The organism is Mycolicibacterium pyrenivorans, from assembly GCF_025821625.1.
GTDB lineage: Bacteria > Actinomycetota > Actinomycetes > Mycobacteriales > Mycobacteriaceae > Mycobacterium > Mycobacterium pyrenivorans.
This window is the reverse complement of the sequence record NZ_JACKSH010000089.1, coordinates 83,280-105,652: the sequence shown is the minus strand read 5'-3', so window position 1 is coordinate 105,652 and position 22,373 is coordinate 83,280. Positions and strand designations below refer to the sequence as shown.

At 67.7% G+C, this 22,373-nt stretch carries 23 protein-coding genes and 1 pseudogene; 14 read left to right on the top strand and 10 right to left on the bottom strand.

Going from position 1 to position 22,373, the window contains the following annotated elements; genetic code table 11:
• On the top strand, nt 1-1,176 hold the full coding sequence (locus H7I57_RS11360) for an acyltransferase family protein (RefSeq protein WP_264023587.1): 1,176 nt from the start codon (nt 1-3) through the stop codon (nt 1,174-1,176).
• 77 nt (nt 1,177-1,253) lie between these two features.
• A complete protein-coding gene (locus H7I57_RS11355) occupies nt 1,254-1,970 on the top strand; it encodes a siderophore-interacting protein (protein ID WP_264023585.1) in 717 nt (238 codons plus the stop codon).
• Here the strand turns inward: H7I57_RS11355 and H7I57_RS11350 are convergent.
• From H7I57_RS11350 to H7I57_RS11335, 4 genes are read right to left on the bottom strand one after another with little or no spacing between them, the layout of a single operon-like run.
• Complete coding sequence (locus tag H7I57_RS11350; protein WP_264023584.1) at nt 1,955-2,536, bottom strand: TetR/AcrR family transcriptional regulator; 582 nt, start codon at nt 2,534-2,536, stop codon at nt 1,955-1,957. The two genes, H7I57_RS11355 and H7I57_RS11350, sit on opposite strands and share 16 nt — an antisense overlap.
• Nucleotides 2,536-3,777, bottom strand: a complete 1,242-nt coding sequence (locus H7I57_RS11345; protein ID WP_264023583.1) for a cytochrome P450 — start codon at nt 3,775-3,777, stop codon at nt 2,536-2,538. Before H7I57_RS11345 ends, H7I57_RS11350 begins: the two co-directional genes overlap by 1 nt.
• Before the next feature lie 45 nt (nt 3,778-3,822).
• Nucleotides 3,823-5,187 (bottom strand): FAD-binding oxidoreductase, encoded by a 1,365-nt coding sequence (locus H7I57_RS11340; RefSeq protein WP_264023582.1) that lies wholly within the window; start codon nt 5,185-5,187, stop codon nt 3,823-3,825.
• A gap of 28 nt (nt 5,188-5,215) precedes the next feature.
• Nucleotides 5,216-5,695 carry a DUF3237 domain-containing protein gene (locus H7I57_RS11335; protein ID WP_264023581.1) on the bottom strand — a complete coding sequence of 160 codons (480 nt, stop codon included), beginning with the start codon at nt 5,693-5,695 and terminating at the stop codon, nt 5,216-5,218.
• A gap of 97 nt (nt 5,696-5,792) precedes the next feature.
• Here H7I57_RS11335 and H7I57_RS11330 point away from each other — a divergent pair, with 97 nt between their 5' ends.
• Nucleotides 5,793-6,437 carry an HxlR-like winged helix-turn-helix transcriptional regulator gene (locus H7I57_RS11330; protein ID WP_264023580.1) on the top strand — a complete coding sequence of 215 codons (645 nt, stop codon included), beginning with the start codon at nt 5,793-5,795 and terminating at the stop codon, nt 6,435-6,437.
• Nucleotides 6,438-6,449: 12 nt separating this feature from the next.
• Here the strand turns inward: H7I57_RS11330 and tap are convergent, their stop codons facing one another.
• On the bottom strand, nt 6,450-7,718 hold the full coding sequence (gene tap / locus H7I57_RS11325) for a multidrug efflux MFS transporter Tap (protein ID WP_264023579.1): 1,269 nt from the start codon (nt 7,716-7,718) through the stop codon (nt 6,450-6,452).
• A gap of 85 nt (nt 7,719-7,803) precedes the next feature.
• Here tap and H7I57_RS11320 point away from each other — a divergent pair, with 85 nt between their 5' ends.
• Both H7I57_RS11320 and H7I57_RS11315 read left to right on the top strand, forming a co-directional pair.
• Nucleotides 7,804-8,637 carry a uracil-DNA glycosylase gene (locus tag H7I57_RS11320; protein ID WP_308204346.1) on the top strand — a complete coding sequence of 278 codons (834 nt, stop codon included), beginning with the start codon at nt 7,804-7,806 and terminating at the stop codon, nt 8,635-8,637.
• Nucleotides 8,638-8,709: 72 nt separating this feature from the next.
• A complete protein-coding gene (locus tag H7I57_RS11315; RefSeq protein ID WP_264023578.1) occupies nt 8,710-9,759 on the top strand; it encodes an LLM class flavin-dependent oxidoreductase in 1,050 nt (349 codons plus the stop codon).
• Here H7I57_RS11315 and H7I57_RS11310 read toward each other — a convergent pair.
• Genes H7I57_RS11310 through H7I57_RS11300 form a run of 3 tightly spaced genes read right to left on the bottom strand, consistent with a single transcriptional unit; the run spans nt 9,756 to nt 11,137 of the window.
• On the bottom strand, nt 9,756-10,211 hold the full coding sequence (locus H7I57_RS11310) for a nitroreductase family deazaflavin-dependent oxidoreductase (protein WP_264023577.1): 456 nt from the start codon (nt 10,209-10,211) through the stop codon (nt 9,756-9,758). The two genes, H7I57_RS11315 and H7I57_RS11310, sit on opposite strands and share 4 nt — an antisense overlap.
• A gap of 4 nt (nt 10,212-10,215) precedes the next feature.
• Nucleotides 10,216-10,653, bottom strand: coding sequence for an HIT family protein (locus H7I57_RS11305; RefSeq protein WP_264023576.1), 438 nt, complete (start codon nt 10,651-10,653; stop codon nt 10,216-10,218).
• A 10-nt stretch (nt 10,654-10,663) separates the two neighbouring features.
• Nucleotides 10,664-11,137 carry a VOC family protein gene (locus H7I57_RS11300; RefSeq protein ID WP_264023575.1) on the bottom strand — a complete coding sequence of 158 codons (474 nt, stop codon included), beginning with the start codon at nt 11,135-11,137 and terminating at the stop codon, nt 10,664-10,666.
• A gap of 27 nt (nt 11,138-11,164) precedes the next feature.
• Here H7I57_RS11300 and H7I57_RS11295 point away from each other — a divergent pair, with 27 nt between their 5' ends.
• Nucleotides 11,165-12,004: a helix-turn-helix domain-containing protein gene (locus H7I57_RS11295; RefSeq protein WP_264023574.1), complete on the top strand. Its 840-nt coding sequence runs from the start codon at nt 11,165-11,167 to the stop codon at nt 12,002-12,004.
• Here the strand turns inward: H7I57_RS11295 and H7I57_RS11290 are convergent.
• Nucleotides 11,994-12,488: a DNA-deoxyinosine glycosylase gene (locus H7I57_RS11290; protein ID WP_264023573.1), complete on the bottom strand. Its 495-nt coding sequence runs from the start codon at nt 12,486-12,488 to the stop codon at nt 11,994-11,996. The two genes, H7I57_RS11295 and H7I57_RS11290, sit on opposite strands and share 11 nt — an antisense overlap.
• A gap of 36 nt (nt 12,489-12,524) precedes the next feature.
• Here H7I57_RS11290 and H7I57_RS11285 point away from each other — a divergent pair, with 36 nt between their 5' ends.
• The 7 genes from H7I57_RS11285 (at nt 12,525) to H7I57_RS11255 (ending at nt 20,339) form a co-directional block, all read left to right on the top strand.
• Nucleotides 12,525-13,652, top strand: a complete 1,128-nt coding sequence (locus tag H7I57_RS11285) for an adenylate/guanylate cyclase domain-containing protein (RefSeq protein WP_264023572.1) — start codon at nt 12,525-12,527, stop codon at nt 13,650-13,652.
• A gap of 317 nt (nt 13,653-13,969) precedes the next feature.
• Nucleotides 13,970-14,176 (top strand): heavy-metal-associated domain-containing protein, encoded by a 207-nt coding sequence (locus tag H7I57_RS11280; RefSeq protein WP_264023571.1) that lies wholly within the window; start codon nt 13,970-13,972, stop codon nt 14,174-14,176.
• Nucleotides 14,177-14,181: 5 nt separating this feature from the next.
• Nucleotides 14,182-15,114 carry a DUF8832 domain-containing protein gene (locus H7I57_RS11275; protein ID WP_264023570.1) on the top strand — a complete coding sequence of 311 codons (933 nt, stop codon included), beginning with the start codon at nt 14,182-14,184 and terminating at the stop codon, nt 15,112-15,114.
• 85 nt (nt 15,115-15,199) lie between these two features.
• Nucleotides 15,200-17,422, top strand: a complete 2,223-nt coding sequence (locus tag H7I57_RS11270) for a heavy metal translocating P-type ATPase (RefSeq protein WP_275081166.1) — start codon at nt 15,200-15,202, stop codon at nt 17,420-17,422.
• A gap of 225 nt (nt 17,423-17,647) precedes the next feature.
• Nucleotides 17,648-18,034, top strand: a complete 387-nt coding sequence (locus tag H7I57_RS11265; protein WP_264023619.1) for a BlaI/MecI/CopY family transcriptional regulator — start codon at nt 17,648-17,650, stop codon at nt 18,032-18,034.
• Nucleotides 18,031-18,987: a M56 family metallopeptidase gene (locus tag H7I57_RS11260; RefSeq protein ID WP_264023568.1), complete on the top strand. Its 957-nt coding sequence runs from the start codon at nt 18,031-18,033 to the stop codon at nt 18,985-18,987. The genes H7I57_RS11265 and H7I57_RS11260 overlap by 4 nt, the downstream gene beginning before the upstream one ends.
• A gap of 185 nt (nt 18,988-19,172) precedes the next feature.
• The gene (locus H7I57_RS11255; protein ID WP_264023567.1) at nt 19,173-20,339 is read left to right on the top strand and encodes a beta-propeller fold lactonase family protein; all 1,167 of its coding nucleotides are present in this window, start codon (nt 19,173-19,175) and stop codon (nt 20,337-20,339) included.
• Nucleotides 20,340-20,572: 233 nt separating this feature from the next.
• On the opposite strand, the pseudogene H7I57_RS11250 reads toward H7I57_RS11255, so the two are convergent.
• Nucleotides 20,573-21,037, bottom strand: a pseudogene (locus tag H7I57_RS11250) (ATP-binding cassette domain-containing protein); the annotation flags it as partial.
• Between the two features lie 778 nt (nt 21,038-21,815).
• Between H7I57_RS11250 and H7I57_RS11245 the strand changes: the two are divergent.
• Nucleotides 21,816-22,319 (top strand): hemophore-related protein, encoded by a 504-nt coding sequence (locus tag H7I57_RS11245; RefSeq protein WP_264023566.1) that lies wholly within the window; start codon nt 21,816-21,818, stop codon nt 22,317-22,319.
• Nucleotides 22,320-22,373 lie beyond the last annotated feature (54 nt).

The following is a 22,373-nucleotide window of genomic DNA, read 5'->3' as shown; positions in this document are numbered from 1 at the left end:
ATGACCGTGTCCAAGGACCTCGAAGAGCAGGGCGGCCTCGAGTCGATCACCGCGGCCGGACGCGTCGACTCGCTCACCGGGATCCGCGCCGTGGCGGCGCTGCTGGTGATGCTGACCCACGCCGCATACACCACCGGGAAGTATCCGCAGGGCTACGTCGGGCTGGTGTACTCCCGGATGGAGATCGGCGTGCCGATCTTCTTCGTGCTTTCGGGGTTCCTGTTGTTCGCGCCGTGGGTCAAGGCCGCGGCGCCGGCAGATGGTCGTCGGCGGTCCGACTCCGCCGCCGATCCGGCGCCGTCGGTGCGTCGCTACGCGTGGCATCGGGTGCGCCGCATCATGCCGGCCTACGCCGTCACCGTCGTCGGGGCCTATCTCCTGTACCACTTCCGCATGGCGGGCCCCAACCCCGGGCACACCTGGGAGGGGCTGTTCCGCAACCTCACGCTCACCCAGATCTACACCGACAACTACCTGTATTCGTTTCTGCACCAAGGCCTCACCCAGATGTGGAGCCTCGCGGTCGAAGTCGGCTTCTATGTGGTGCTGCCGCTTCTGGCCTACGTGTTGCTGGTGCTGTTGTGCCGGCGGCGGTGGCGGCCGGGGCTGCTGCTGGCCGGGCTGGCCGGGCTGGCGATGGTGTCGCCGGCGTGGCTGATCCTGGTGCACACCACCGACTGGCTGCCCGACGGTGCGCGACTGTGGTTACCGGGATACCTGGTGTGGTTCGTCGGCGGGATGGTGCTGGCGGTGCTGCAGCCGCTGGGGGTGCGCGCCTACGCGCTGGCCTGTGTCCCGCTGGCGCTCGTCAGCTATTTCATCGTGTCCACGCCGATCGGCGGAGAACCGACGACCTCACCAGCCGAGTTGCGCGACGCCCTGTTCAAGACCGCGTTCTACGCGGTGATCGCCACGCTTCTCGTGGCCCCGCTGGCCCTGGGCGGGCAGCAGCAGGGTCTGTACGCACGGGTGCTGTCCAGCCGTCCGATGGTGTTCCTCGGGGAGATCTCCTACGAGATCTTCCTGATCCACCTGATCGTCATGGAGTTGGTGATGGTGGAGATCCTGCGGCTCCCCATCTACACCGGCTCGGTGTGGTTGCTGTTCGCGGGCACGCTGCTGGCGACCATCCCACTGGCCTGGCTGCTGCACCGCTTCACCCGCGTCCGGTCGTGACGCGGGCCGGACCCCGGCCCGACATACTTAGGTTACGCTGACCTAAGTATCTGTTTCTTATGCCGGATCGAGGGGTCATGTCGGACACCAGGCAGTCGCGCGGGTTCGCGGGTGCGGTTCTGAAACTGCTGCGCGCCGGAGACTACGAACTGACCGTCACCGCCCGCACCGAGGTCAGCCCGCACTACCTGCGACTGAGCTTCGCGGCCGGCGGCCTGCTCGCAGACCGGGCGTTGCATCCGACCATGTGGATCAGGATGTGGTTCTCCGACGGGGACAAGCTGCACCAGCGCGGCTACACGCTGGTCAACCCCGACCCCGCCAATGACACGGTGGACATCGAGTTCGCGCTGCACGACGGCGTCGCGTCGCGCTGGGCGGAGCAGGCTTCCCCCGGCGACACGATCGAGGTCACGGTGCTCGGCAGCAACTTCGCGCTGCCCGAACCGCGGCCGGCGGGTTATGTCATCGTCGGGGACACGGCGTCCCTGCCTGCGATCAACTCGCTGCTCGGTGCCATCGGCGACGCGCCTGCGCGCATCTTCCTGGAGGTCGCGCACGACGACGACAAGCAGCTGCCCGTCGCGCGCTCCAGCGGCGTGACATGGGTCGATCGCAAGAACGCCGGTGAGGCTCTCGTGCAGGCGGTGGAGTCGGCCGCGTTCGACGCCTCGGACCATTTCGGCTGGGTGGCCAGCGACAACCGCACCACGCGCGCGGTCGCGAAGCTGCTCCGCGAGGACTACAACATCGCCCGCAAGGCGCTCAAGGCGCAGGCCTACTGGGTGGCCTGACGGCTCGGCAGGACGATCGGGACGACGAACTCGTCGAGCATCGCCCGCTCGTCGGCCTCGTCGTGGCCGGGGAACAGCATCAGCGACGTCATCACTCGCACCAGCCAGCGAGAGCGGTGCGCGACCAGTTCGGCGTCGTCGGGCCCCAGTGAGATGACGAATGCCTCGGTGAGCGCCTTGATCACCTGGGACTCCTCGGCCATCTCCGCGCCGATCGGCCGCTGCGTGGTGGCGAACCACGACGACAGCGCCGGGCTTTCGCGGACGTTGCGCAGGGACGACAACATGCCCTCGATCAGGCGCTCCCGCGGGTCGGTGATCGACGTGATCTGGTCGGTCATCTCACGGTAGAGCCGATAGCTCTCCCGGTGGACGTAGGCGGTGTAGAGGGCCTCGCGGTTCTCGAAGTAGCGGTACAGCGTCGCGCGCGAACAGCCTGCCGCCGAAGCGATCTCGTGCATGCCGACGGTCGCCGCCTCCTTCGAGGCGAACAACTCGCCAGCCGCGTCCAGGATGCGGTCGGCGGCCACCTCGGTACGGCGCGCCGCCAGCCAGTCGCCCGCCATCAGGTGATCACCGTGAGGGGCACCGACACCGGACGGCGCACGTAACTGCCGCCGGCCCAGACGATTCCGGACTCGTCGACCTCGAAGTCGGGGATCCGGGCGAGCAGTTCGGTGAGTGCCACCCGAGACTGCATGCGGGCCGCGGCTGCGCCGAGGCAGTGGTGGGCGCCGTGGCTGAACGTCAGGATGTTGCGCGGCCTGCGGGTGATGTCGAGTTCACCTGCGTCGGACCCGTATTGGCGTTCGTCGCGGTTGGCCGACCCGTAGAGGAACATCGCCCGGCGGCCTTCGGGGATGGTGACGTCGCCGATGGTGACGTCACGGGTCACGGTGCGGCCCAACATCTGTACCGGCGAGGTCAACCGCAGGAACTCGTCGACCGAATCGGGTATCAGCTCGGGCTGCGCCACCAGAAGACGCCGCTGGTCCGGCCGCTGGTGCAGCAGTTGCACCGCCCCGCCCAGCATTCCGGTGGTGGTGTCGTTGCCGCCGGTGACCATCGTGAACGTGAACGCCAGGATCGACAGCACCCCCGCGATGTCGCCGTCGGCGCCGACGCCTGCGGCCACGAGATGCGACACGGTGTCATCTTCGGGTTCGGTCCGCCGCCGCTCGATCAGCGCCGTGAAGTAGGCCATCATGCCGCCGAGCGCATCGCCGAGAGTGTCGAGCGCTCCACCGATGCCGCCCGCGGAGGTGTTGGCCGCGACGATCGCGTCGGTCCACCCGTCGAACTGGCCGCGGTCCTCCTCGGGTACGCCGAGATAGTGCGCGACCACCATCGACGGCAGCGGTTTGAAGAGTTCGGCGACGATGTCGCCGCCGCCGTTGGCGCGCAACGCCTCGATTCGTTCGACGACGAACTGGCGAACCTTGGGCTCGACCGCCTCGACCTGCCGGGGGGTGAAGCCGCGCGACACCAGCTTGCGGAACTCGGTGTGCACGGGCGGGTCCTGCATGACCATCGGCGGGTTGTCGGCGAGCCCGATCAGGTCCAGTTCGCCGTAGTTGACGGTCAGGCCCTGCGCGGATGAGAACGTCTCGTGGTCGCGGGCGGCGGCCCAGATGTCGGCGTGGCGGGACAGCACGTAGTAGTCGTGATCCGGCTTGTCCTCTGGGATGACGTGGTGGACCGGATCGTGATCGCGCAGGGCGCGGTACATCGGCCACGGCTCGCGCCAGGTCGCGGCGTCGGCGGGCGTGAACCTCACCGGCGAGTTCTGAGACAGAATCGCGGTCATGTCTTATGGGTACGACAGAGACCCTATCTGTGTCAATAGCTGGCGTCAGATTGCCGCGCCCGGGTTCAGGATGTTGTCCGGGTCGAGGGCGGTCTTGATGCGGCGGTTGAGCTCCATCGCCTCGGGTCCCAGGTAGCCGGCCAGCCACGGGCGCTTGAGCCTGCCGACGCCGTGTTCGCCGGTGATCGTGCCGCCGAGGCCGACCGCCAGGTCCATGATCTCGCCGAACGCCTTGTTGGCCCGTTCGGTCATCGCGGCGTCGGCGGGGTCGTACACGATCAACGGATGGGTGTTGCCGTCGCCGGCGTGCGCGATCACCGAGATCATCAGGTCGTGCTGCTCGGCGAGTTTCTCGACGCCGCTGACGAGTTCGGCCAGTGCGGGCAGCGGAACACCGACATCCTCGAGCAGCAGCGAACCCTTCGCCTCCACCGCCGGGATCGCGAACCGGCGCGCGGCGACGAACGCCTCACCCTCGTCCGGGTCGTCGGTCGAGAACACCTCTGTCGCACCATGTTCGGTGAAGACGCCGGCCATGTACTCGGCGTCCTCGACACCGGCGGGTCCGCGGTCGTCGGTCGCGGCGACCATCATCGCGGCGGCGTTGCGGTCCAGGCCCATCTTGAGTTTGTCCTCGACGGCGTTGATCGCGACGCCGTCCATGAACTCCAGCATGGACGGTCGGATCCTGCCGGTGATGGCGGCCACTGCATCACAGGCGGCCGACACCGAGTCGAACGTCGCCACGACCGTGCACCCGCGGTGCTGAGCGGGCAGCAGCTTCAGCGTCACCTCGGTGACCACCCCGAGCGTGCCCTCGCTGCCGACGAACAGCTTGGTCAGAGACAGCCCCGCGACGTCCTTGAGCCGCGGCCCGCCCAGGCGCACCGCGGTGCCGTCGGCCAGTACCACCTGCAGCCCGAGCACGTAATCGGAGGTGACGCCGTACTTGACGCAGCACAGGCCGCCGGCGTTGGTGGCGATGTTGCCGCCGATGCTGCAGATCTCGAACGACGACGGGTCCGGCGGGTACCACATGCCGTGCTCGGCGACGGCCTTCTTCACTTCGGCGTTGAGCAGTCCGGGTTGCACGACGGCGGTGCGGGTGACGGGGTCGACGGAGATGTCGCGCATCTTCTCGGTGCTCAGCACGATGCCGCCGTCGAGGGCGGTCGCGCCACCGGACAGGCCGGTGCCCATGCCGCGGGGAACCACGGCGATCTTGTGGGCGGTGGCCCACCTCAGGACGGTCTGGACCTCCTCGGTGCGCCGCGGCCGCACCACCGCCAACGGGGTGCCGGCATTCGGATCGACGGCACGGTCGTGTCGGTAGGACTCGAGGATGTCGGGATCGGTGACGACGGTGCCGTCGGGAAGCTCGGCGATGAGACTCGCCAGCGTGGACTCCATTCGCCCGATGGTATGCCTCCGAGGCTCGTCATCGGACCGCGAAAACGCGGTAGTGCACCTCGGTGAGCGACAGTTGGTTGATGGCGACGGTGTGGATCGCGTTGAGCCAGCGGTAGCGCTCGTCGTCGGTGTCGAACAGCGGGCTGGAGCGGGCCGTCAGCTCGTCGTGGCGGATGAGCTCTCCAGCGGCGAAGCGCTTGGTGGCTTCGGCGCCCATCTGGACGCGGCCGGTGCTGGTGAGGTGGAGCAGCGCGCCGTCATCGGTGCGGACGGTCGCGCGCACGTCGAGCCGGGCGACCCCGTCGGTGCCGTAGAGGATCCAGTCGCCGCCTCCGGGCAGGACGTCACCGGTGATGCGCGGGCCGTGGCAGCGACCGCGCTTGACGACGTAGGTGAGCCTGGTGCCGATCGGCGTGGCGAAGATCTGCGGGGGGTCGAACTCGATGCGGATGTCGAGCAGATGCTCCAGCGAGGGGCTGGCGTCGATGTCAACCAGAGTGCTTGTCACGGTGCACCTTTCGGTGGGTCTTCCACAACAGTACGATCGCTACTCTGAAAACACAAGTGTATAGTTGGAAAAATCAAGCAGTGGTAGCATCGCCTGCGTGTCGTCACGCTCCTACGGTCAGTACTGTGCGGTGGCCAGGAGCCTGGACGTCGTCGGCGACAGGTGGGCGCTGCTGATCGTGCGTGAGCTCCTCGAGGGCCCGCAACGCTATGGCGACCTGTCGACCGCCCTGGCCCCGATCGCCACCGACATGCTTGCGCGCAGGCTGCGCGAACTCGAGGACCACGGGCTGGTGGTCAAGCGCACGCTGCCCAAGCCCGCGGCGGCAACCGTCTACGAGCTCACCGACGACGGCCACGCGCTGGAGGACGTCGTCAACGCCCTCGCCCGGTGGGGCAGGAACCTGGTGGACAGACGTCGACCCGACGACGCAGTGCGGCCCGCCTGGCTGGTCCGCGCGGTCCGCGCCTACGTCCGCGACGACCGCGCCGGCCCACCGGTCACGCTCCGCCTGGTCATGCCGGAGGGCGCGGCCACGGTCGTCATCGGACCCGACGGGATCGACACCGTCGGCGAGGACATCCCGGCCGACGTCACGCTCACCGCGGCCGCGGAGACCCTGGTGGCGGCGCTGGACCCCGGCCGCGTCGGTGACCTCGTGGCCGAGGGCCGGCTCACGATCACCGGCGACGCCCGTGCGGTGCGCCGGGTCGCCAAGCTCTTCACCCGACCCGGCCGATGACTGCGGCGCACACTACGGAGTCCGGCCGCCCGCGGCCGGGTCATCGGGGTCGACGTCCAGGTCACGCAGCGCGGGCAGAAACACCGCGACGACACCGAGCAGCAGCATCGGCACCGCCAGCGCCAGGAACGTGACGTGCAGGCCGGACGCGTCGGCCAGCGGGCCCGCCAGGATCAGGCCCAGCGGACCGGCGGCGTAGGCCAGCGATCCCATCACCCCGACGACCCGGCCACGCAGATGCTGCGGCGCGCGGGTCTGCATGACGTAGTTGTAGATCGGCGCGATCGGTCCGTAGACGAAGCCGACGACCGCGCACAGCACGAGGATGACGGGCAGCGGCGGCAGGAACGCGATGACGGTCATCGCCACCCCGAGGGTGATCACCGCGGTCAGCATGACGGTCCGCCTGCGCATGTACTTCGACATCACCGCGTAGCCGAGGGCGCCGACGAGCCCGCCGATGCTCAGCGCCATCAGCACCCAGCCCAGCTGCGCCGGCTCATTGCGATCGGTGAAGTACTTCGGGAAGAGAACCGACTCCATCGGCATGTACAGGCCGGTGGCCGCCAGGTCGACGAACGCGAGGGTGCGCAGCACCCGGTTGTTCCAGACGAACCTCAAGCCCTCGATGATCCCGGCCCACACACCGCCGGAGAGCGCGGCCGGATCGGGTCGGCCCGCGCCCTCCAGGCGCAACACCGCGATGGCGAGGATCGACAGCACGAACGCCCCTGCGGTCGCCCACATCGTGTCGACTCCGCCGAGTGTCGCGATCAGCAGGCCACCGATGCCGGGCCCGACGATGTAGGCCAGATTGAACACGGCCTCGAAGACCGAGTTGGCGTGGTCGAGGGTCCAGCCGGCCCTGGTCGCTGCCTCGGGCAGCATCGTCTCGCGGGCGGTCATGCCTGCGGGGTCGAAGAGGGCGCCCAGTGCCGCCAGTCCGGCCAGCACCGCCACGTTGATGGCCTGGGCGCCGAACACCAGCGCCAGGACCGGCACGGCGGCCACGGAAAGCGCGGACAGTGCGTCGGAGATCATCGACACGCGGCGGCGGCCGAGAAAGTCGACGGCGGCGCCGGCGATCAACGTCGCCGCCAGCAGCGGCAGGGTTCCCGCCATCGCGACGATCGACGCGTCGAGCGCAGAACCGGTGCGCTGCAACACCAACCACGGAAACGCGACGATGGAGATGCCGTTGCCCGCCCCGGCCATCAGCGCGGCGAACAGAATCAGCATCAGCGGGCCGCGCCGGGTCGTCGGCGCATGATCTTGCGTCATGGGATACCGCGGCGAATGTAGCAGTGTGCACCGCGCCCCGACCACGGGTTTTCCCGGTCCGTGCCCGGTGGTCCAAGGTGGAGGTGTGAAACTGCCACATCCCCGCATCGGAGGCCTGTTCGACTCCCCGGTGCGGCCGGGTTCCGGGTGGCCCGGCGACCCGGCGTCCCGGCGCACCGCCGTCGCCGAGACGCCCGCCGAGGTGACGACTTTGGCGGCCGCGGCCAGAAGTATCGAACAGGTCGATGCCGAGGTGTCGATGTGCCGCGCCTGCCCGCGGCTGGTGCAGTGGCGCGAAGAGGTCGCGGTGGTCAAGCGCAAGTCCTACTGCGACCAGCCGTACTGGGGCAGGCCCGCACCCGGCTTCGGATCGGCGAGTCCGCGGGTGCTGGTCGTGGGGCTGGCGCCGGCCGCGCACGGCGCCAACCGCACCGGCCGGGTGTTCACCGGCGACCGGTCGGGAGACTTCCTGTTCGGGTCTCTGCACCGCAGCGGACTGGCGAACCAGCAGACGTGCACCGACAGCGCAGACGGGTTGGCGCTCAACGATGTTCGCGTGGCAGCGGCGGTGCGGTGTGCGCCGCCGGGTAACGCGCCGACGCCAGCCGAGCGCAGTACCTGCGCCCCGTGGCTGGACGCCGAGTGGCGGCTGATCGGTGCCGAGGTGCGGGTGATGGTCGCACTGGGCGGGTTCGCCTGGCAGGCCGCGCTGGCACTGATCCGCAGGGCAGGGGGTTCTGTCGGGACACCCGCCCCGAAGTTCGGCCACGGAACGGTCGCGACACTCACGACGCCGAACGGTCCGGTGCAACTGCTGGGCTGCTACCACCCCAGCCAGCAGAACACCTTCACCGGCAGGCTCACGCCGGCGATGATGGACGACATCTTCGCCACCGCCCTCGCGATCTCGGCGCGGTAGGCGACACGCCGCGTCGTGAACCGCGCCCGATCAGCCGGGAACGTAACCTCGCGTGCGGGCGTTGGACCGGTGATGCGTCTTTCTGTACTCGACCTCGTCCCGGTGCGCTCCGATCAGACCTCGGCGGACGCGCTGGCGGCGACGACCCGCCTGGCTCAGACCGCCGATCGCCTCGGATACACCCGCTACTGGGTGGCCGAGCACCACAACATGCCGTCGGTCGCCGCCACCAGCCCGCCGGTGCTGATCGCCCATCTGGCCGCGCACACGTCGGCGATGCGCCTCGGCTCGGGCGGCGTGATGCTGCCCAACCATGCGCCGCTGGCCGTCGCCGAGCAGTTCGCGCTGCTGGAGGCGGCGAATCCGGGGCGCATCGATCTGGGGATCGGGCGGGCACCGGGTTCGGACCCGGTGACCTCCATGGCGCTGCGTGGGGCGGCCGGCCGCGACGATCGCGACATCGAGGCGTTCCCGGAATATCTCGACGACGTCGTGGCGCTCATGAGCAGCAAGGGTGTCAGGGTGTCGCTGCCCCGCGACCTGATGCGCGAGAACTACGTCCTCAAGGCGACGCCAGCCGCGGCGACCGAGCCGAAGCTGTGGTTGCTCGGCTCCTCGATGTACTCGGCACGGCTGGCGGCGGCCAAGGGCCTGCCGTACGTCTTCGCCCACCACTTCTCCGGGCAGGGCACCGAGGAGGCGCTGCGGATCTACCGCGACGACTTCCGGCCCAGCGACCTGGCGCAGGAGCCGGTGACGTTCCTGACCGTCAACGCCGCCGTGGCCGAAACCCAGGACGAGGCAATGCGTTCGATCCTGCCGAACCTGCAGATGATGGCGAAGCTGCGGACCGGGCAGCCGTTGGGTCCGCTGGACCTGGTCGAGGACGCCGAGAAGCAGCGGATCAGCCCGCAGGCGCAGGCCGTCGTCGACGCCGGGTTGCGTCAGGCGATCGTGGGTTCACCCGCGGAAGCCGCCGATCAGCTGCACGCGCTGGCCGAGCGGTTCGGTGTCGACGAGGTGATGATCCATCCGGTCGCCTCGGCGTACCGCGGCACCGACCCGGCCACCGCGCCGTCGCGCGAGGTCACACTGGAACTGCTGGCCAAGGAACTGTTCTAGGCGGGGGAGAGCCTGACGATCGGGATCGGCCGCGACGTCCTCTTCTGGTAGCCGTCGTAGCGGTTCGAATTCTGCTTGTTCACCAGCTCCCACATCCGGGCATAGTCGGGGTCATCCGGGAGCACGGGTGTGGCGGTCACGGCCAATCGCCTTGGCCCCAGGTTGATCTCGATGTGCGGGTTGGCCTTGAGGTTGTGGTACCAGCCGGGCGCCTTGGGATCGCCCCCCTTGGAGGCGACGACGAGATAGTCGCCGCGGTCCGGAAAATACGACAACGTGTTGGTGCGCTGCTTGCCCGTCTTCGCGCCGACAGTGTGCAGCAACAGGCTGGGCGCCACACCGGGCAGCGGGATGTGATGGCCGACGCGGCCGTTCGTGCTCTTGTAGAGCTTGTCGTGCAGCATCAGCAGTCGGTATCCGATGTTCTGCTCGACCCACAGTGCGATGCCCATGGCGTCAATCCTTCTCGGCGGAGTCGATCCGCGCCAGTGCTTCCCGCAACAAGCGGCCGGATTCCTCGCGGTCGGGGTCCCGCCGCAGGAACAAGCCCTTCGCAAACGACAACTTGTCGCCCTCGCGGCGCGGCACCACGTGTAGGTGGATGTGGAACACCGACTGGAACGCGGGCTTGCCGTCATTGATCGCGATGTTGTTGCCGTCGGCGTGCAGACCCGAGGCGCGTGCCGCCCGGGCGATGCGCTGGCCGATGGCCGCCATGCCGGCCACGGTGTCGGCCGGGGTGTCGGTGAGGTCGACGGTATGGCTCTTGGGAAAGACCAGGGTGTGGCCCCGGGCGAACGGCCGGATGTCGAGAACGGCGAGGTAGTCGTCGTCCTCGTAGATCCGGATGGCGGGGGCCTTGCCGGCGACGATGGCGCAGAAGACGCAGGACATGCCGTCCAAGCTAGTTGAGGTTCTCCTTCGACCATTCACCCAACCGGCGGTCCCGCTCGGCAGGGGAGATGTCCTCGACGCGCGTCATGACGGTCCAGCGGAGGCCGAACGGATCGGTGATCGACGCGAACCGGTCACCCGTGGCGAAATCCTGCGGCGCCTCCCGGACGGTGGCGCCGTGCTTCTCGGCGGCGGCCACGACGGCGTCGACGTCCGCGCAATACAGGGCGGTCGAGTGCGTCACGACGCCACTGCCCGGGTCGGGTGCTGCGATGCCGTAGGCCTCGGAGGGATCGCCGAGCTGCAGGCGGCCGCGGCCGAAGTCGAGTTCCGCATGGGCGATGGTGCCGTCGGGCCCGTCCATCTTCTCGACGAGCGTCGCCCCGAACACCGTGGTGTAGAAGTCGATCGCGGCTGACGCTCCGGCGACGCAGAGGAAAGGGGTCAGGCTGGTGTATCCGCGGGGGATGAATTCGACAGTCATACCGGCGAGTCTCGTAGCCTCGGGTGGGTGCACGCTTGGAAAAACGCGACAGCCGACCCGCCGGTGCGCGGGGTGGTCGGACGTGCCGGAAGCTCCTCGGTGTACGACCTGCAGCGGTGGGCCGCCGGCGACGACAGTTCACGGTTCGTCGAACACTTCTGGTCGGTCACCTGGGATCTGCGCAGACAGCAGCCGTTCGACAGCGCCGTCATCACGTTCCCGTCGATGCACATCACCCACGAATGGGGTGAAGATGGTGCACGGCACGGCTTTGCGCTGCCGAACACCCTGGTCCACGGTGTCGTCGAGCAGGTCTTCCGGACGACGATCAGCGAGCGCGGCACGGTCGTGGGCGCGCGCTTCCGGCCCGGCGGGTTCACCGCCCGATTCGGCGGTGACGCAGCGTCGATGACCGGGCGTGTGCGACCCGTCGACGACGACCTGTTCGGGTCGCCGATTCATCTCGACGACGACGTCACCGCGGCCGCCACCCACCTCGACCGGTTGATCTCTCAGGGCGGCCGACCCGACGCCACCTTCGCGGCGTTGACGCCGCTCATCGACCGGATCCGCGACGACCCCGGTATCCACCGGGTCGAGCAGGTGATGGACCACTCGCCGTGGAGTTCGCGCACCACACAACGGGTGTTCCGACGCTACGTGGGGGTTCCGGCCAAATGGGTGCTGTGCCGGTATCGCCTCCAGAACGCCGCCCTGGAGATCGAAACCGATCCGGACATCGATTTCGCCGACCTGGCGGTTCGGTTCGGCTGGTACGACCAGGCCCACTTCATCAACGATTTCCGGACGATGTTGGGCACCACGCCGGGGGAGTACGCCGCGACGTACGGGACGGTCAGGCAGTGAGCGCCTCACGCCATGTCCCCAACTTGGCTGCGAACGGCGCGGTGTGTGCGGGGCTGGTGGAGGGCAGCCTCGAGTAGCGCAGCGCAGGGTCGACGGGGACGAGTCGGCGGTAGTTCTTCTCCGCCGCGGCCCCGTTGAAGCACACATGGACGATCGTCGGATGCGAGGCGAACAGGGGGCCGAAGTCGTTGGCCACCATGCTTTCCGGCTCGACGGCCGCGTCCAGGCTGCCCACCCTGCGGCACGCCCGCAGCACATCCCATACGGTGACCCCGGCATCGGTGAGCGCCGCAACGCGGTCGTCGTAGGGCGCCGCGGGGTCGAATCCGAAGATCTCACCGGTGATGCGCCAGAACGCGTTGCGCGGGTGTGCGTAGTACCGATGGGCCCGTAGCGACGCGACGCCGGGCATGTTGCCGAGGATCAGCGTGTGCGCGCCCTCGGCGATCAGCGGCGGGAAGCTCTGCAGCATCGGCGACGTCACGGTTCCTGTCTACCGCACCCGGTATACGTTGGGCGCGTGAGCGACGACGTCGATCTCGAGGCATCCGGGCTGCTCGACGGACTGGAGGGCAGGGCACGCGAGGAGCGGGCCGAGTTGATTACCTGGCTGATCGAGCGGGGTGTCAGCATCGAGCAGATCCGCAACACCTCAGCTCCGATGTTGTTGGCGTCGCGCCGCGTCATCGGTGACGACGGCGAGTACGTGTCTGCACGGGACGCCGCCGAGAAGTTCGGCGTAGACGTCACATTGTTCGAACGGACTCAACGAGCCATGGGTCTGCCGCGCGTCGAGGATCCGGAGGCCGCGGTGTTCCTGCGCGCGGACGCCGAGGCGGCCAAGTTCACCCGCGAGTTCCTGGACGCGGGGATCGACCCCGATGAACTGGTGCAGATCACCCGCCTCCTCGGGGACGGCCTGTCCCGGGCCGCCGAGGCGATGCGCTCCGCGGCGCTTGCCGCCGTGATCCGGCCGGGGGCAACCGAATTGGAGATCGCCAAGGCATCCGAGACGCTCGTCGGGATTCTGGCGCCCCTCCTGGGGCCGATGATCCACGATGTGCTTCTGCTGCAACTGCGGCACGCGATCGAGACGGAGGCGGTCAACGCCACCGAAAGGGCAGAGGGCCAACACCTTCCGGGCGCGCGGCTGGTCACGATCGCGTTCGCCGACCTCGTCGGGTTCACCCGGTTGGGTGAGGCGGTGCCGCCAGAGGATCTCGAGCGGCTTTCCCAGCGACTCGCGGACATGACGCGCGAGGTCGCCGTCGCGCCCGTCCGGTTCATCAAGACGATCGGCGACGAGGTGATGTTGGTCAGTCCGGATCCTGTGCCGCTGCTCGACACCGTACTTCAGCTTGTCGACGGCACCGAGAGCGACGACGGCTTCCCGCGCCTGCATGCCGGGGTCGCCACCGGGATGGCGGTGAGTCGGGAGGGAGACTGGTTCGGCAGTCCGGTCAACCTCGCCGCACGGGTGACCGGTGCCGCCCGCCCGGGCTCGGTGCTCGTTGCCGAGACCGCGCGCGAGGCGATCGGCGACGACGAGCGGTTCACATGGTCGTTCGCCGGCGCCCGGCGCCTCAAGGGGATCAAATCGGACGTGAAGCTGTTCCGTGCACGAAGATCTGTCGGTGAATCGAGTTGACGTCACGATCACGGCGCCGATCGGTCGACGCCACCAGCTGTGGCGCGGAGCCCGTAGGGTCGATGGTGTAGGGCAAATCCTCACAGAACCTACGTCGATTTCACCGCGGTGCCTGTCCACGATCGGGTGGGCCACTCAACGTCGGTGCATTGGCACAACTTCTCGTTACGCGCAGACGCCACCTCTGCTGCATACCCCTTTAGGTATGTGGCGGCGGATCGCGGTCTTGGCTTTAATACCCTAGGGGGGTATGGTATGAAAAGCGTCGAGTACATCGGATCAGTCGAGTATTTCGGAATCAAGGGAAAGGAAGCCGCATGAGCACCGTCACCGTCACCGTCACCGGGATGACCTGCGGACATTGCGCCGCCTCAGTGCGTGAAGAGGTAGGCGGCATCCCTGGCGTCACTGCCGTCGACGTCGACCTGGCTAGCGGCATGGTCACCATCGAGGGCGAGCGTGAGGTCGAGGTCGAAGCGATCAGGGATGCGGTCGAAGAGGCCGGCTACCAGCTCGCGGCCTGATCCTCATGAACGCGCCCCAGAAAATCGCCGGGTTCGCCCTCGGCCTCGCGGTGGTATTCGCGGCAGCCTTCGGCGTCGGCTCCACGGTAGGCGGCGCCGGTGGCACCGCCGCTGGACCACAACCCCATCAGGCCGGGCCGACGGAGGCGCAGGATGCGTCGGCTGCTGACCTTCCGGCAGGGCTGTCGTCCACCGAGGACGGGTACACGCTGGACCTCGTGGAGTCGCGTGCCAGCGCAGGCACCCAGATCCCTCTCCGCTTCCGGATCTCCGACGCCAGCGGCGCCCCGGTGACACGGTACGTCGAAAGTCATGAGAAGCCGCTGCACCTGATCGTGGTCCGCCGCGACATGGCCGGCTTCCAGCACGTCCATCCGACCCTTGCGGACAGTGGAACATGGAGCGTTCCCGTCGACCTTGCTGCGGGTGACTACCGCGTGTTCGCCGACTTCGTTCCGGCGGGCGGTGACGGACTGACCCTCGGAGCGGACCTGCACGTCGCCGGAAACTATCACCCTCAGCCGCTGCCGCCTGCGGCGACAGCTGCCACCGTCGACGGATACACCGTGACGCTGAGCGGTGCGGGCAAGGCCGACGAGTCATCTCCGCTTGTCCTGTCGGTCAGCCGGAATGGCAAGCCGGTCAACGATCTTCAGCCCTACCTCGGCGCCTACGGTCATCTGGTGGCGCTTCGGGCGTCCGACCTGGCCTACCTGCACGTCCACCCGATGGGCGTTCCCGGCGACGGCGCCACCCCCGCCGGCCCCGAGATCAGGTTCGACACCACGTTCCCGAGTCATGGGGACTACCGGCTGTTCCTCGACTTCAAGCACGGGAACGTGGTGCGAACCGCCGAGTTCACCGTGTCCATCCGCCCCGGGCGGGAACCGGCGGTGACCGTTCCCACGCCCGAACCGGGCGATGGCCACGGCCACTAGAATTCGAATCAGCTCAGAGGAGCACCGCGTGAATTCCCTAACCGAGACACCTTCAACCGAGCACGTCGACCTGCTGGTTGGCGGAATGACGTGTGCTTCCTGCGCCGCCCGAATCGAGAAGAAGCTCAACAAGATCGAGGGCGTCACGGCAACGGTGAACTATGCGACCGAGAAGGCCAGCGTCGACTTCGTCGCTGATGTCTCGCCGGATGAGCTGGTGGCGACGATCGAGCAGGCGGGCTATACAGCGGAGCTGCCGAAGCCGGCAGTCGCTGCCAGTCAAGGCGATTCGGACACCCCCGTCGCAGACGATCCGACGGCCGCGCTGCGTCGGCGGCTGTTGATCTCGATAGTGCTGAGCGTGCCGGTGATCGCGATGGCCATGATCCCGGCCCTGCAGTTCACCAACTGGCAGTGGCTGTCGCTGACGTTGGCGGCGCCCGTGGTGGTGTGGGGCGCATGGCCGTTCCACCAAGCCGCGTGGGCCAACCTGCGCCACGGCAGCGCCACCATGGACACGTTGATCTCGATGGGCACGGTCGCCGCGTTCGGTTGGTCCGTCTACGCGCTGTTCTTCGGCACTGCCGGGATGCCCGGTATGACGCACCCCTTCGAGCTGACCATCTCGCGCGTCGACGGAACGGGCAACATCTATCTCGAGGTTGCGGCAGGCGTCACGACGTTCATCCTCGCCGGTCGGTACTTCGAGGCCCGTGCCAAGCGTCGTGCGGGCGCCGCGTTGCGTGCATTGCTCGAGTTGGGCGCCAAGGATGTGGCGGTCCGCAGAAATGGTGTCGAGCAACGCATTCCAGTCGACCAACTCTTGGTCGGCGATGAATTCGTGGTGCGGCCCGGGGAGAAGATCGCCACCGACGGCGTCGTGATCGAGGGCACCTCGGCGGTGGACGCGTCCATGCTCACCGGCGAATCGGTGCCGGTGGAGGTCGGCCCGGACGACCAAGTGGTCGGTGCAACGATCAACGTCGGCGGCCGGCTTGTGGTGCGCGCCAACCGAATCGGTTCCGACACCCAGCTCTCGCTGATGGCCGAGCTGGTCGAACAAGCTCAGACCGGCAAGGCGAAGGCGCAACGGCTGGCCGACAGGATCTCCGGGATCTTCGTGCCGATCGTCATCGCGCTGGCGGTGGCGACAGCCGGGTTCTGGATCGGCGCCGGAGGATCGGCCGCGGCGGCCCTGACGGCCGCGGTGGCGGTGCTGATCATCGCCTGCCCGTGCGCGCTCGGGCTGGCCACGCCGACCGCCCTGATGGTCGGCACCGGTCGCGGGGCGCAACTCGGCATCCTGATCAAGGGACCCGAGGTGCTCGAGTCCACCCGCCGCGTCGACACGATCGTGCTCGACAAGACCGGCACCGTCACCACCGGCACGATGACCCTGCTCGACGTGATCACGGCCGACGGAGAACGCCCGGACGAGGTCCTGCGATTGGCGGGGGCGCTGGAGGACTCATCGGAGCATCCGATCGCCAAGGCGATCGCCAAGGGCGCGAGGGAGAAAGTCGGGGAACTGCCCTACGTCGAAGAGTTCGCGAACATGGAGGGTCTCGGCGTGCAGGGCATCGTCGATGGCCGCGCCGTGGTGGTGGGTCGTCAACAACTTCTCGCCGACTGGTCTCAGCGCCTGCCGGAGCAGCTCGTGGAGCTCACCCATCAGGCCGAAGCCGAGGGCAAGACGGTGGTTGCGGTCGGCTGGGACGGCCGTGCGCGCGGCGCGCTGGTGGTCGCCGACGCGGTCAAGCCGACCTCGGCGGAGGCGGTCCGGCAGTTGCGTGCGCTCGGGCTCACCCCGATCATGCTGACCGGCGACAACGAGGGTGCGGCGCGCACCATCGCTCGGCAGGTCGGGATCGACGATGTCATCGCCGAGGTATTGCCGCGGGACAAGGTCGAGACCGTCAAGCGGTTGCAGGCCGAGGGCAAGGTCGTCGCCATGGTCGGCGACGGGGTGAACGACGCGGCCGCGCTCGCGCAGGCCGACCTCGGCCTGGCGATGGGAACGGGCACCGACGTGGCCATCGAGGCCAGCGACTTGACGTTGGTGCGGGGGGATCTGCGCGCGGCGCCCGATGCGATCCGGCTCTCCCGAAAGACTCTGGCGACGATCAAGGGCAATCTGTTCTGGGCGTTTGCGTACAACGTGGCCGCGTTGCCGCTGGCCGCGGCCGGCCTGCTCAACCCGATGCTTGCAGGCGCGGCGATGGCGCTTTCCTCGTTGTTCGTCGTCAGCAACAGCCTGCGGCTGCGGAGGTTCAAATCGCTCATGCCGAGGCCGACTGGTGACGGATAGTCCCGGACGAACTTCCGCCCCGAAATAGTGTCTGGCTCAATAAGTTCCGAAACTGAGATCTGATGCTGCCTGATCTGGGATCGGCGTCGTGACTTGTGGCGATTTGGTCTGCGCGATGCGCCTCTCGTCGCCCGGGATCTACTATCTGCTTACGTAGCCGGTCAGTGGGTCTGACGGCCTCACGGACGTATGCTCGTTCCGTTGCGGCTGACGGAAGGCGAGCACATGCGCAGGCGCGGGTTCGGCGAGCTCGAGGCAGTCATCATGGACCGGATCTGGGACGGCGGCGAACAGACCACCACGGTTCGTGATGTGTTCGACGAACTGGCCGGCGAACGCGAGATCGCCTACACCACCGTGATGTCGACGATGGACAACCTGCATACCAAGGGTTGGCTTGCCCGGGAAAAGGACGGAAAGGCATACCGCTACTGGACGACCTTGAGTCGTGAGGAGCACAGCGCCCGTCTGATGAGGGATGCACTTGACGCGGGCGGGCGGTGGGATCTCGTGCTCAACCACTTCGTCGAACAGATCGGGCCCGAGGAATCCGCCCGGCTCCGCGCGGCATTGCGGCGGATCACCGCGAAGTCCCGAAGGTCGGGAAAGTGAGCGTCGCGGTCTGTCTGCTGCTCTACAGCCTGGTCGCTGTGTTTGTCGGGCCGGCTTCGTTGAGCCCACTGACAGACACCGGACATCACCCGCGCCTCGGCGCTGCCGCCTGGAGTGTCGCGATGGCGAGTGTCGTGGCCTCGTGGTTGGGCGCAGCCGCTTTCGCAATCGCCGACTTCGCGCACCACTGGGATCATCCGGGCGCCGTCGTCGTGCTGTGTTTGGAGACTCTGCGTGGTGGTCTGACGGACGGAACCTCGGGCGCGGTGATACAGATCGGGCTATGGGGCCTTGCCGGGCTTGGCACGATGGCGGTGGTCGCCAGCGCGGTGCGACTCCTCCGAGCCCTGGGCCGCATGCGCAGCCAAACCCACAGCCATGCGCGCGCGGTACATCTTGTGGGACGGCGCGTCAGGGGGCTCCACGCCCTCGTGCTCGATGTCGCAGAGCCTGCGGCCTACTGTGTCGCCGGGCGCCCGCACGCCGTCGTCGTCACCACCGGTGCTCTGGACACGCTCAGCAAGCCCGAGCTCGCGGCGATCCTCGCCCATGAACAGGCTCATCTGGACGGGCACCATCCTCAGATCGTCGCGGTCGCGCGCGGCTTCGCAGGCACCTTTCCGAAACTGAGGCTGATGACCGAAGGAGCCGACCATATCGCGCGACTTCTCGAGATGTGCGCGGACGACCGTGCGGCCCGTGAACACGGCCGGGGTCCGCTTCTGAGTGGCATTCTCGCGCTCACCGGCGCCGCGCCAGTCGCGGCCGGCGCCCTCGGTGCCACGGGGGTGGCGGTGCTGGCCCGCGCCGAACGGCTTGCCTCCGCACCCCGTGTGGAACTGGGCCGAACGGCACTGATGATCGCTGTCGTCACGATTATCGCTGCTGGCCCCGTGGTCTCCGCGCTCGTTGCCATCTCGGGCGTCGTGTGCGGGTCAACGTCGCTGCTGTGAACAATCGGGTGCGGTATCGACGATCCACGTACGGCGGCGGTAGCTGATGACAGGGACCGCGATGGTCACGGAACTGCCTGGAGATGTCGGCCGCGCCAAGGACCATTGGCCCTACGAGGCGGTGGAAGTCCGGGCGCATGCTGGTGTCGCAACGAGATCGGTCGAACTCTGGGGGTTGGTCCATCATGTACGACGGCGAAGGCCCGCTATGGAGATGTGCCGACGGCTGGGCCCGGGGCCGGATCCGATTCGTTGCGGTTACCGCTGTTTTGGTTCTCACTGCCGCACTGCCGGCCTGCTCTGACGCCACCGAAAGCTCGCGCGATCACGCACAACCATCGGGATTCGAGGCCGGATCGATCTGGGTGGCCGATGAGGGCGCGGATAGCCTGACCGTCCTCGATGCGGCCACCAACACGGTGGTGACCACCGTAAAGGGCGTCCAGAAGCCCCATAACGTTCAGGTGGGCCGTGACGGGGTGAGTGCCTACGCCGTGAGCGGCGCCACCAATCAGGTGGTGGCCATCGACGCTGCGACGTACACGATCAAGGGCGTCGCGTCGACCGGACCAGCCCCGGCGCACGTAATCGAGGCGCCGAACGGCAAGATTTACGTGACCAATGCCGGCGATGGCACCGTCTCGGTGTACCGGGGGCCCGGACTGACACCCGTGGGCCGGATCGACCTGGGAGGCATGCCGCACGGACTGCGGTCTGCGGATGGCGGCGGGATGATCGTGGTCGCCAACACCATGGCAGGCAGATTGGATCTGATCGATCCCACCGCCGACCGGTCCGTCGGTGCAATACCTGTGGGCCGGGGACCATTACAGGTCGCGGTCACCGCCGATGGTCGCTACGCCTATAGCGGCGTCGCCGAACCCCCATCAGTCGTGAAGGTAGACTTGGGCTCGCGCAGCGTCACAGGCAGCGCACGCGTGCCCGCCGCACCGGTGCAGTTGTATCTGACGCCGGACGAGAAAACGGTGCTCAGCGCCGATCAAGGTAACTCCGACAACCCCGGAAACACGATGTCGGTGATCGACACCGAAGCGATGACCGTCCGCGGTACTGCGAGTACAGGATCAGGGCCGCATGGCGTAGTCGTCGACACTTCCGGCGCGCGGGCGTGGGTGACCAATACTTTCGACGACACGGTGTCTGTCATCGACCTATCGAATCTGTCGGCACCCGCGACAGTGGCTGTGGGCAAGGAGCCCAATGGCATCAGCTATTCGCCCCGGCCCCCCGCCGCGCCTACCGCCGCGACTGCCACCCTCGATGTGCCCGCACCGCCCCCGCACGCCGAAGACGATTCCGGGCAGCAGCCAAGTGACGGCCACGGGCACTAGCGGGAACTCGCGGCTCGCGTAGGTCCGCCTGAGCTTGTAGCGAGAGTTGGGCACCGAGGTGTCAACCTGCGGTAACCGTATCGCCGGTGACATGGTGCGCACCTCGCGACAGCACGGTGGGGCCCTGTCATTCTGTATGACCGATCACCGAAAGTCACTCGACAACAAGGTGCTTCGAGTGTAGGCCGGTCATCGGGTAGCTCTGCGCGCCCGCGCAAGAACCAGTACCGCCACGTGCCGCCCGACAGGCGATCCGCCCGGGTGCCGGCATACCGTTCAAAGCCCAGCGCTTCGTAGAGATCTCGTCGCGCGCGCCGCTCGGCATCATGGGTCATTCGGTAGGCGCGAGCGAACAGTTCGATGTGCTCGTCGCACGTCAGTCGTTCATAGACCACCGGCTGCTGTGGGCAATACCCCAGCACACCGGCGTGGGTCACGATGCCCGCGTCGGGCGATAATTCGCCGACCAAGATCTTCATCATCGTCGACTTGCCGGAACCGTTTTCGCCCACCAGTCCGACGACTTCGCCCGGGTACAGGGTTAGATCGGCGCCCCGCAGCACCTGCTGGCGGTGCGACAGCGGCCACACGCCCCGGCGAAACGTCTTCTCGATGCCCTCGGCCGTCAGCACGGATGCGGGGGACGATCCGGTCGCCCGCTCAGCGGATGTTGTCGAACTCCTTGCCGCGCGGTTCATGATCGATCAGTTTCCGCAACCTCGGAGCGTCCGGAGGAATCGTGACGTTGATGCGGGAACACCGATGGCAACGGCCCAGCAACGAACGCGACGGCCACGGCCAGTGCGTACCACGGCAAGGATTTGCGCTTCATCCCACGTTCCTTCCGTATGGAGTGCGGCTAACGCTGCACTCCCCGGCAGGCCGTGCCAACCGTCCTACGTACCTAGTCCGTAGGACAAAGGGCACAATTCTGGATTGACCAAAGTCCCCGTGGGATCGGCATGCCACTCTTCCCGCAACGTCAGCGAAGTCCACCAGACACGCAGAGCCCCTTGTCATCATCCTGAAGTGTGTTCAGATCGCCCTTTTCGAGCCCCGCAGCCTGGCACTCCGACTGGCCAGTTGATCGGCGAGCAAGCCGGTGCTGCAACCGATCTCGACCAGCGGTGGTCGGCGAAATCTGGCAGCGTCGCTTCAATCGCACCCAGTTCGCAGCCCACGCATGGCGCTCCGGCGCTCCTTGAAAGGGGACGTGAGCACGGCCTGCGGCGCAGTCGGGACCTCCCGCCATCGTCAGCGACGCTGATGATCGGCCCATGGCGCCGCGGTGATTCCGGCGAAGTACGGACCAACTGCGTAGATTTCAGATAGGTTGCGAAAACGCGATCACGATCGTGCGGTGGACGTAGATCCAAGCCGATGCTCCCTGACATGCGGCTGAGGGAGTGTTCGGGTAGCGCGTCGGCCCAACTGGGGCGTTCCGCGGTAATAGGAAGCAGCCGTTCGAGGGGAGTGATGACAGTGATCAAAGGTATGCATGACGGGCGGGTTTCACGGCGCGTGTTCGGCGCGGCCGCTGTCGGGGTGGCGGCGGGAATCGTGGCATTCGCGGGAGCCGGCGCAGCGACTGCGCAGCCGCCGCCGGATCCGTGTTCTCCGGCAGCGGTGATGCGGGCGCACGCCGGCGCGATGACCCGGATGGCCGACTATCTGGACTCCCGTCCGGATGTCCAACAGGTGTTCATCGATGCCAGGAGCAAGGCCACGCCCCAGGAGCGGCACGCCACGATCAGGGCGTATGTCGACACCCACCCGGACGTCGCGGCTGCGTTCCGAGACATTCACCAACCCGTCATGGACCTCAGCGCCAGATGCGGCCTGCCCATGCACCAGGGCATGATGCCCGGAGGTATGGCGCCCGGTGAAATGGGGCCCGGGGGCTTGATGCCTGGGGATATGGCGCCCGGCGTAATGGCGCCCGGGGGCATCATGCCCGGAAGCATGGCCCCAGGGCAGTAGATCCTGCTCATCACACTGGCCTCAGTGGAAGCACCTGCCACACTGGTACCGGAC

Bases quoted from the DNA above. Each gene is read 5' to 3' on its own strand.
- H7I57_RS11360 (WP_264023587.1), top strand. From the start codon at position 1: ATGACCGTGTCCAAGGACCTCGAAGAGCAGGGCGGCCTCGAGTCGATC.
- H7I57_RS11355 (WP_264023585.1), top strand. From the start codon at position 1,254: ATGTCGGACACCAGGCAGTCGCGCGGGTTCGCGGGTGCGGTTCTGAAA.
- H7I57_RS11350 (WP_264023584.1), bottom strand. From the start codon at position 2,536: ATGGCGGGCGACTGGCTGGCGGCGCGCCGTACCGAGGTGGCCGCCGAC.
- H7I57_RS11345 (WP_264023583.1), bottom strand. From the start codon at position 3,777: ATGACCGCGATTCTGTCTCAGAACTCGCCGGTGAGGTTCACGCCCGCC.
- H7I57_RS11340 (WP_264023582.1), bottom strand. From the start codon at position 5,187: ATGGAGTCCACGCTGGCGAGTCTCATCGCCGAGCTTCCCGACGGCACC.
- tap (WP_264023579.1), bottom strand. From the start codon at position 7,718: ATGACGCAAGATCATGCGCCGACGACCCGGCGCGGCCCGCTGATGCTG.
- H7I57_RS11315 (WP_264023578.1), top strand. From the start codon at position 8,710: ATGCGTCTTTCTGTACTCGACCTCGTCCCGGTGCGCTCCGATCAGACC.
- H7I57_RS11310 (WP_264023577.1), bottom strand. From the start codon at position 10,211: ATGGGCATCGCACTGTGGGTCGAGCAGAACATCGGATACCGACTGCTG.
- H7I57_RS11305 (WP_264023576.1), bottom strand. From the start codon at position 10,653: ATGTCCTGCGTCTTCTGCGCCATCGTCGCCGGCAAGGCCCCCGCCATC.
- H7I57_RS11300 (WP_264023575.1), bottom strand. From the start codon at position 11,137: ATGACTGTCGAATTCATCCCCCGCGGATACACCAGCCTGACCCCTTTC.
- H7I57_RS11280 (WP_264023571.1), top strand. From the start codon at position 13,970: ATGAGCACCGTCACCGTCACCGTCACCGGGATGACCTGCGGACATTGC.
- H7I57_RS11275 (WP_264023570.1), top strand. From the start codon at position 14,182: ATGAACGCGCCCCAGAAAATCGCCGGGTTCGCCCTCGGCCTCGCGGTG.
- H7I57_RS11270 (WP_275081166.1), top strand. From the start codon at position 15,200: ATGACGTGTGCTTCCTGCGCCGCCCGAATCGAGAAGAAGCTCAACAAG.
- H7I57_RS11265 (WP_264023619.1), top strand. From the start codon at position 17,648: ATGCGCAGGCGCGGGTTCGGCGAGCTCGAGGCAGTCATCATGGACCGG.
- H7I57_RS11255 (WP_264023567.1), top strand. From the start codon at position 19,173: ATGTACGACGGCGAAGGCCCGCTATGGAGATGTGCCGACGGCTGGGCC.
- H7I57_RS11245 (WP_264023566.1), top strand. From the start codon at position 21,816: ATGACAGTGATCAAAGGTATGCATGACGGGCGGGTTTCACGGCGCGTG.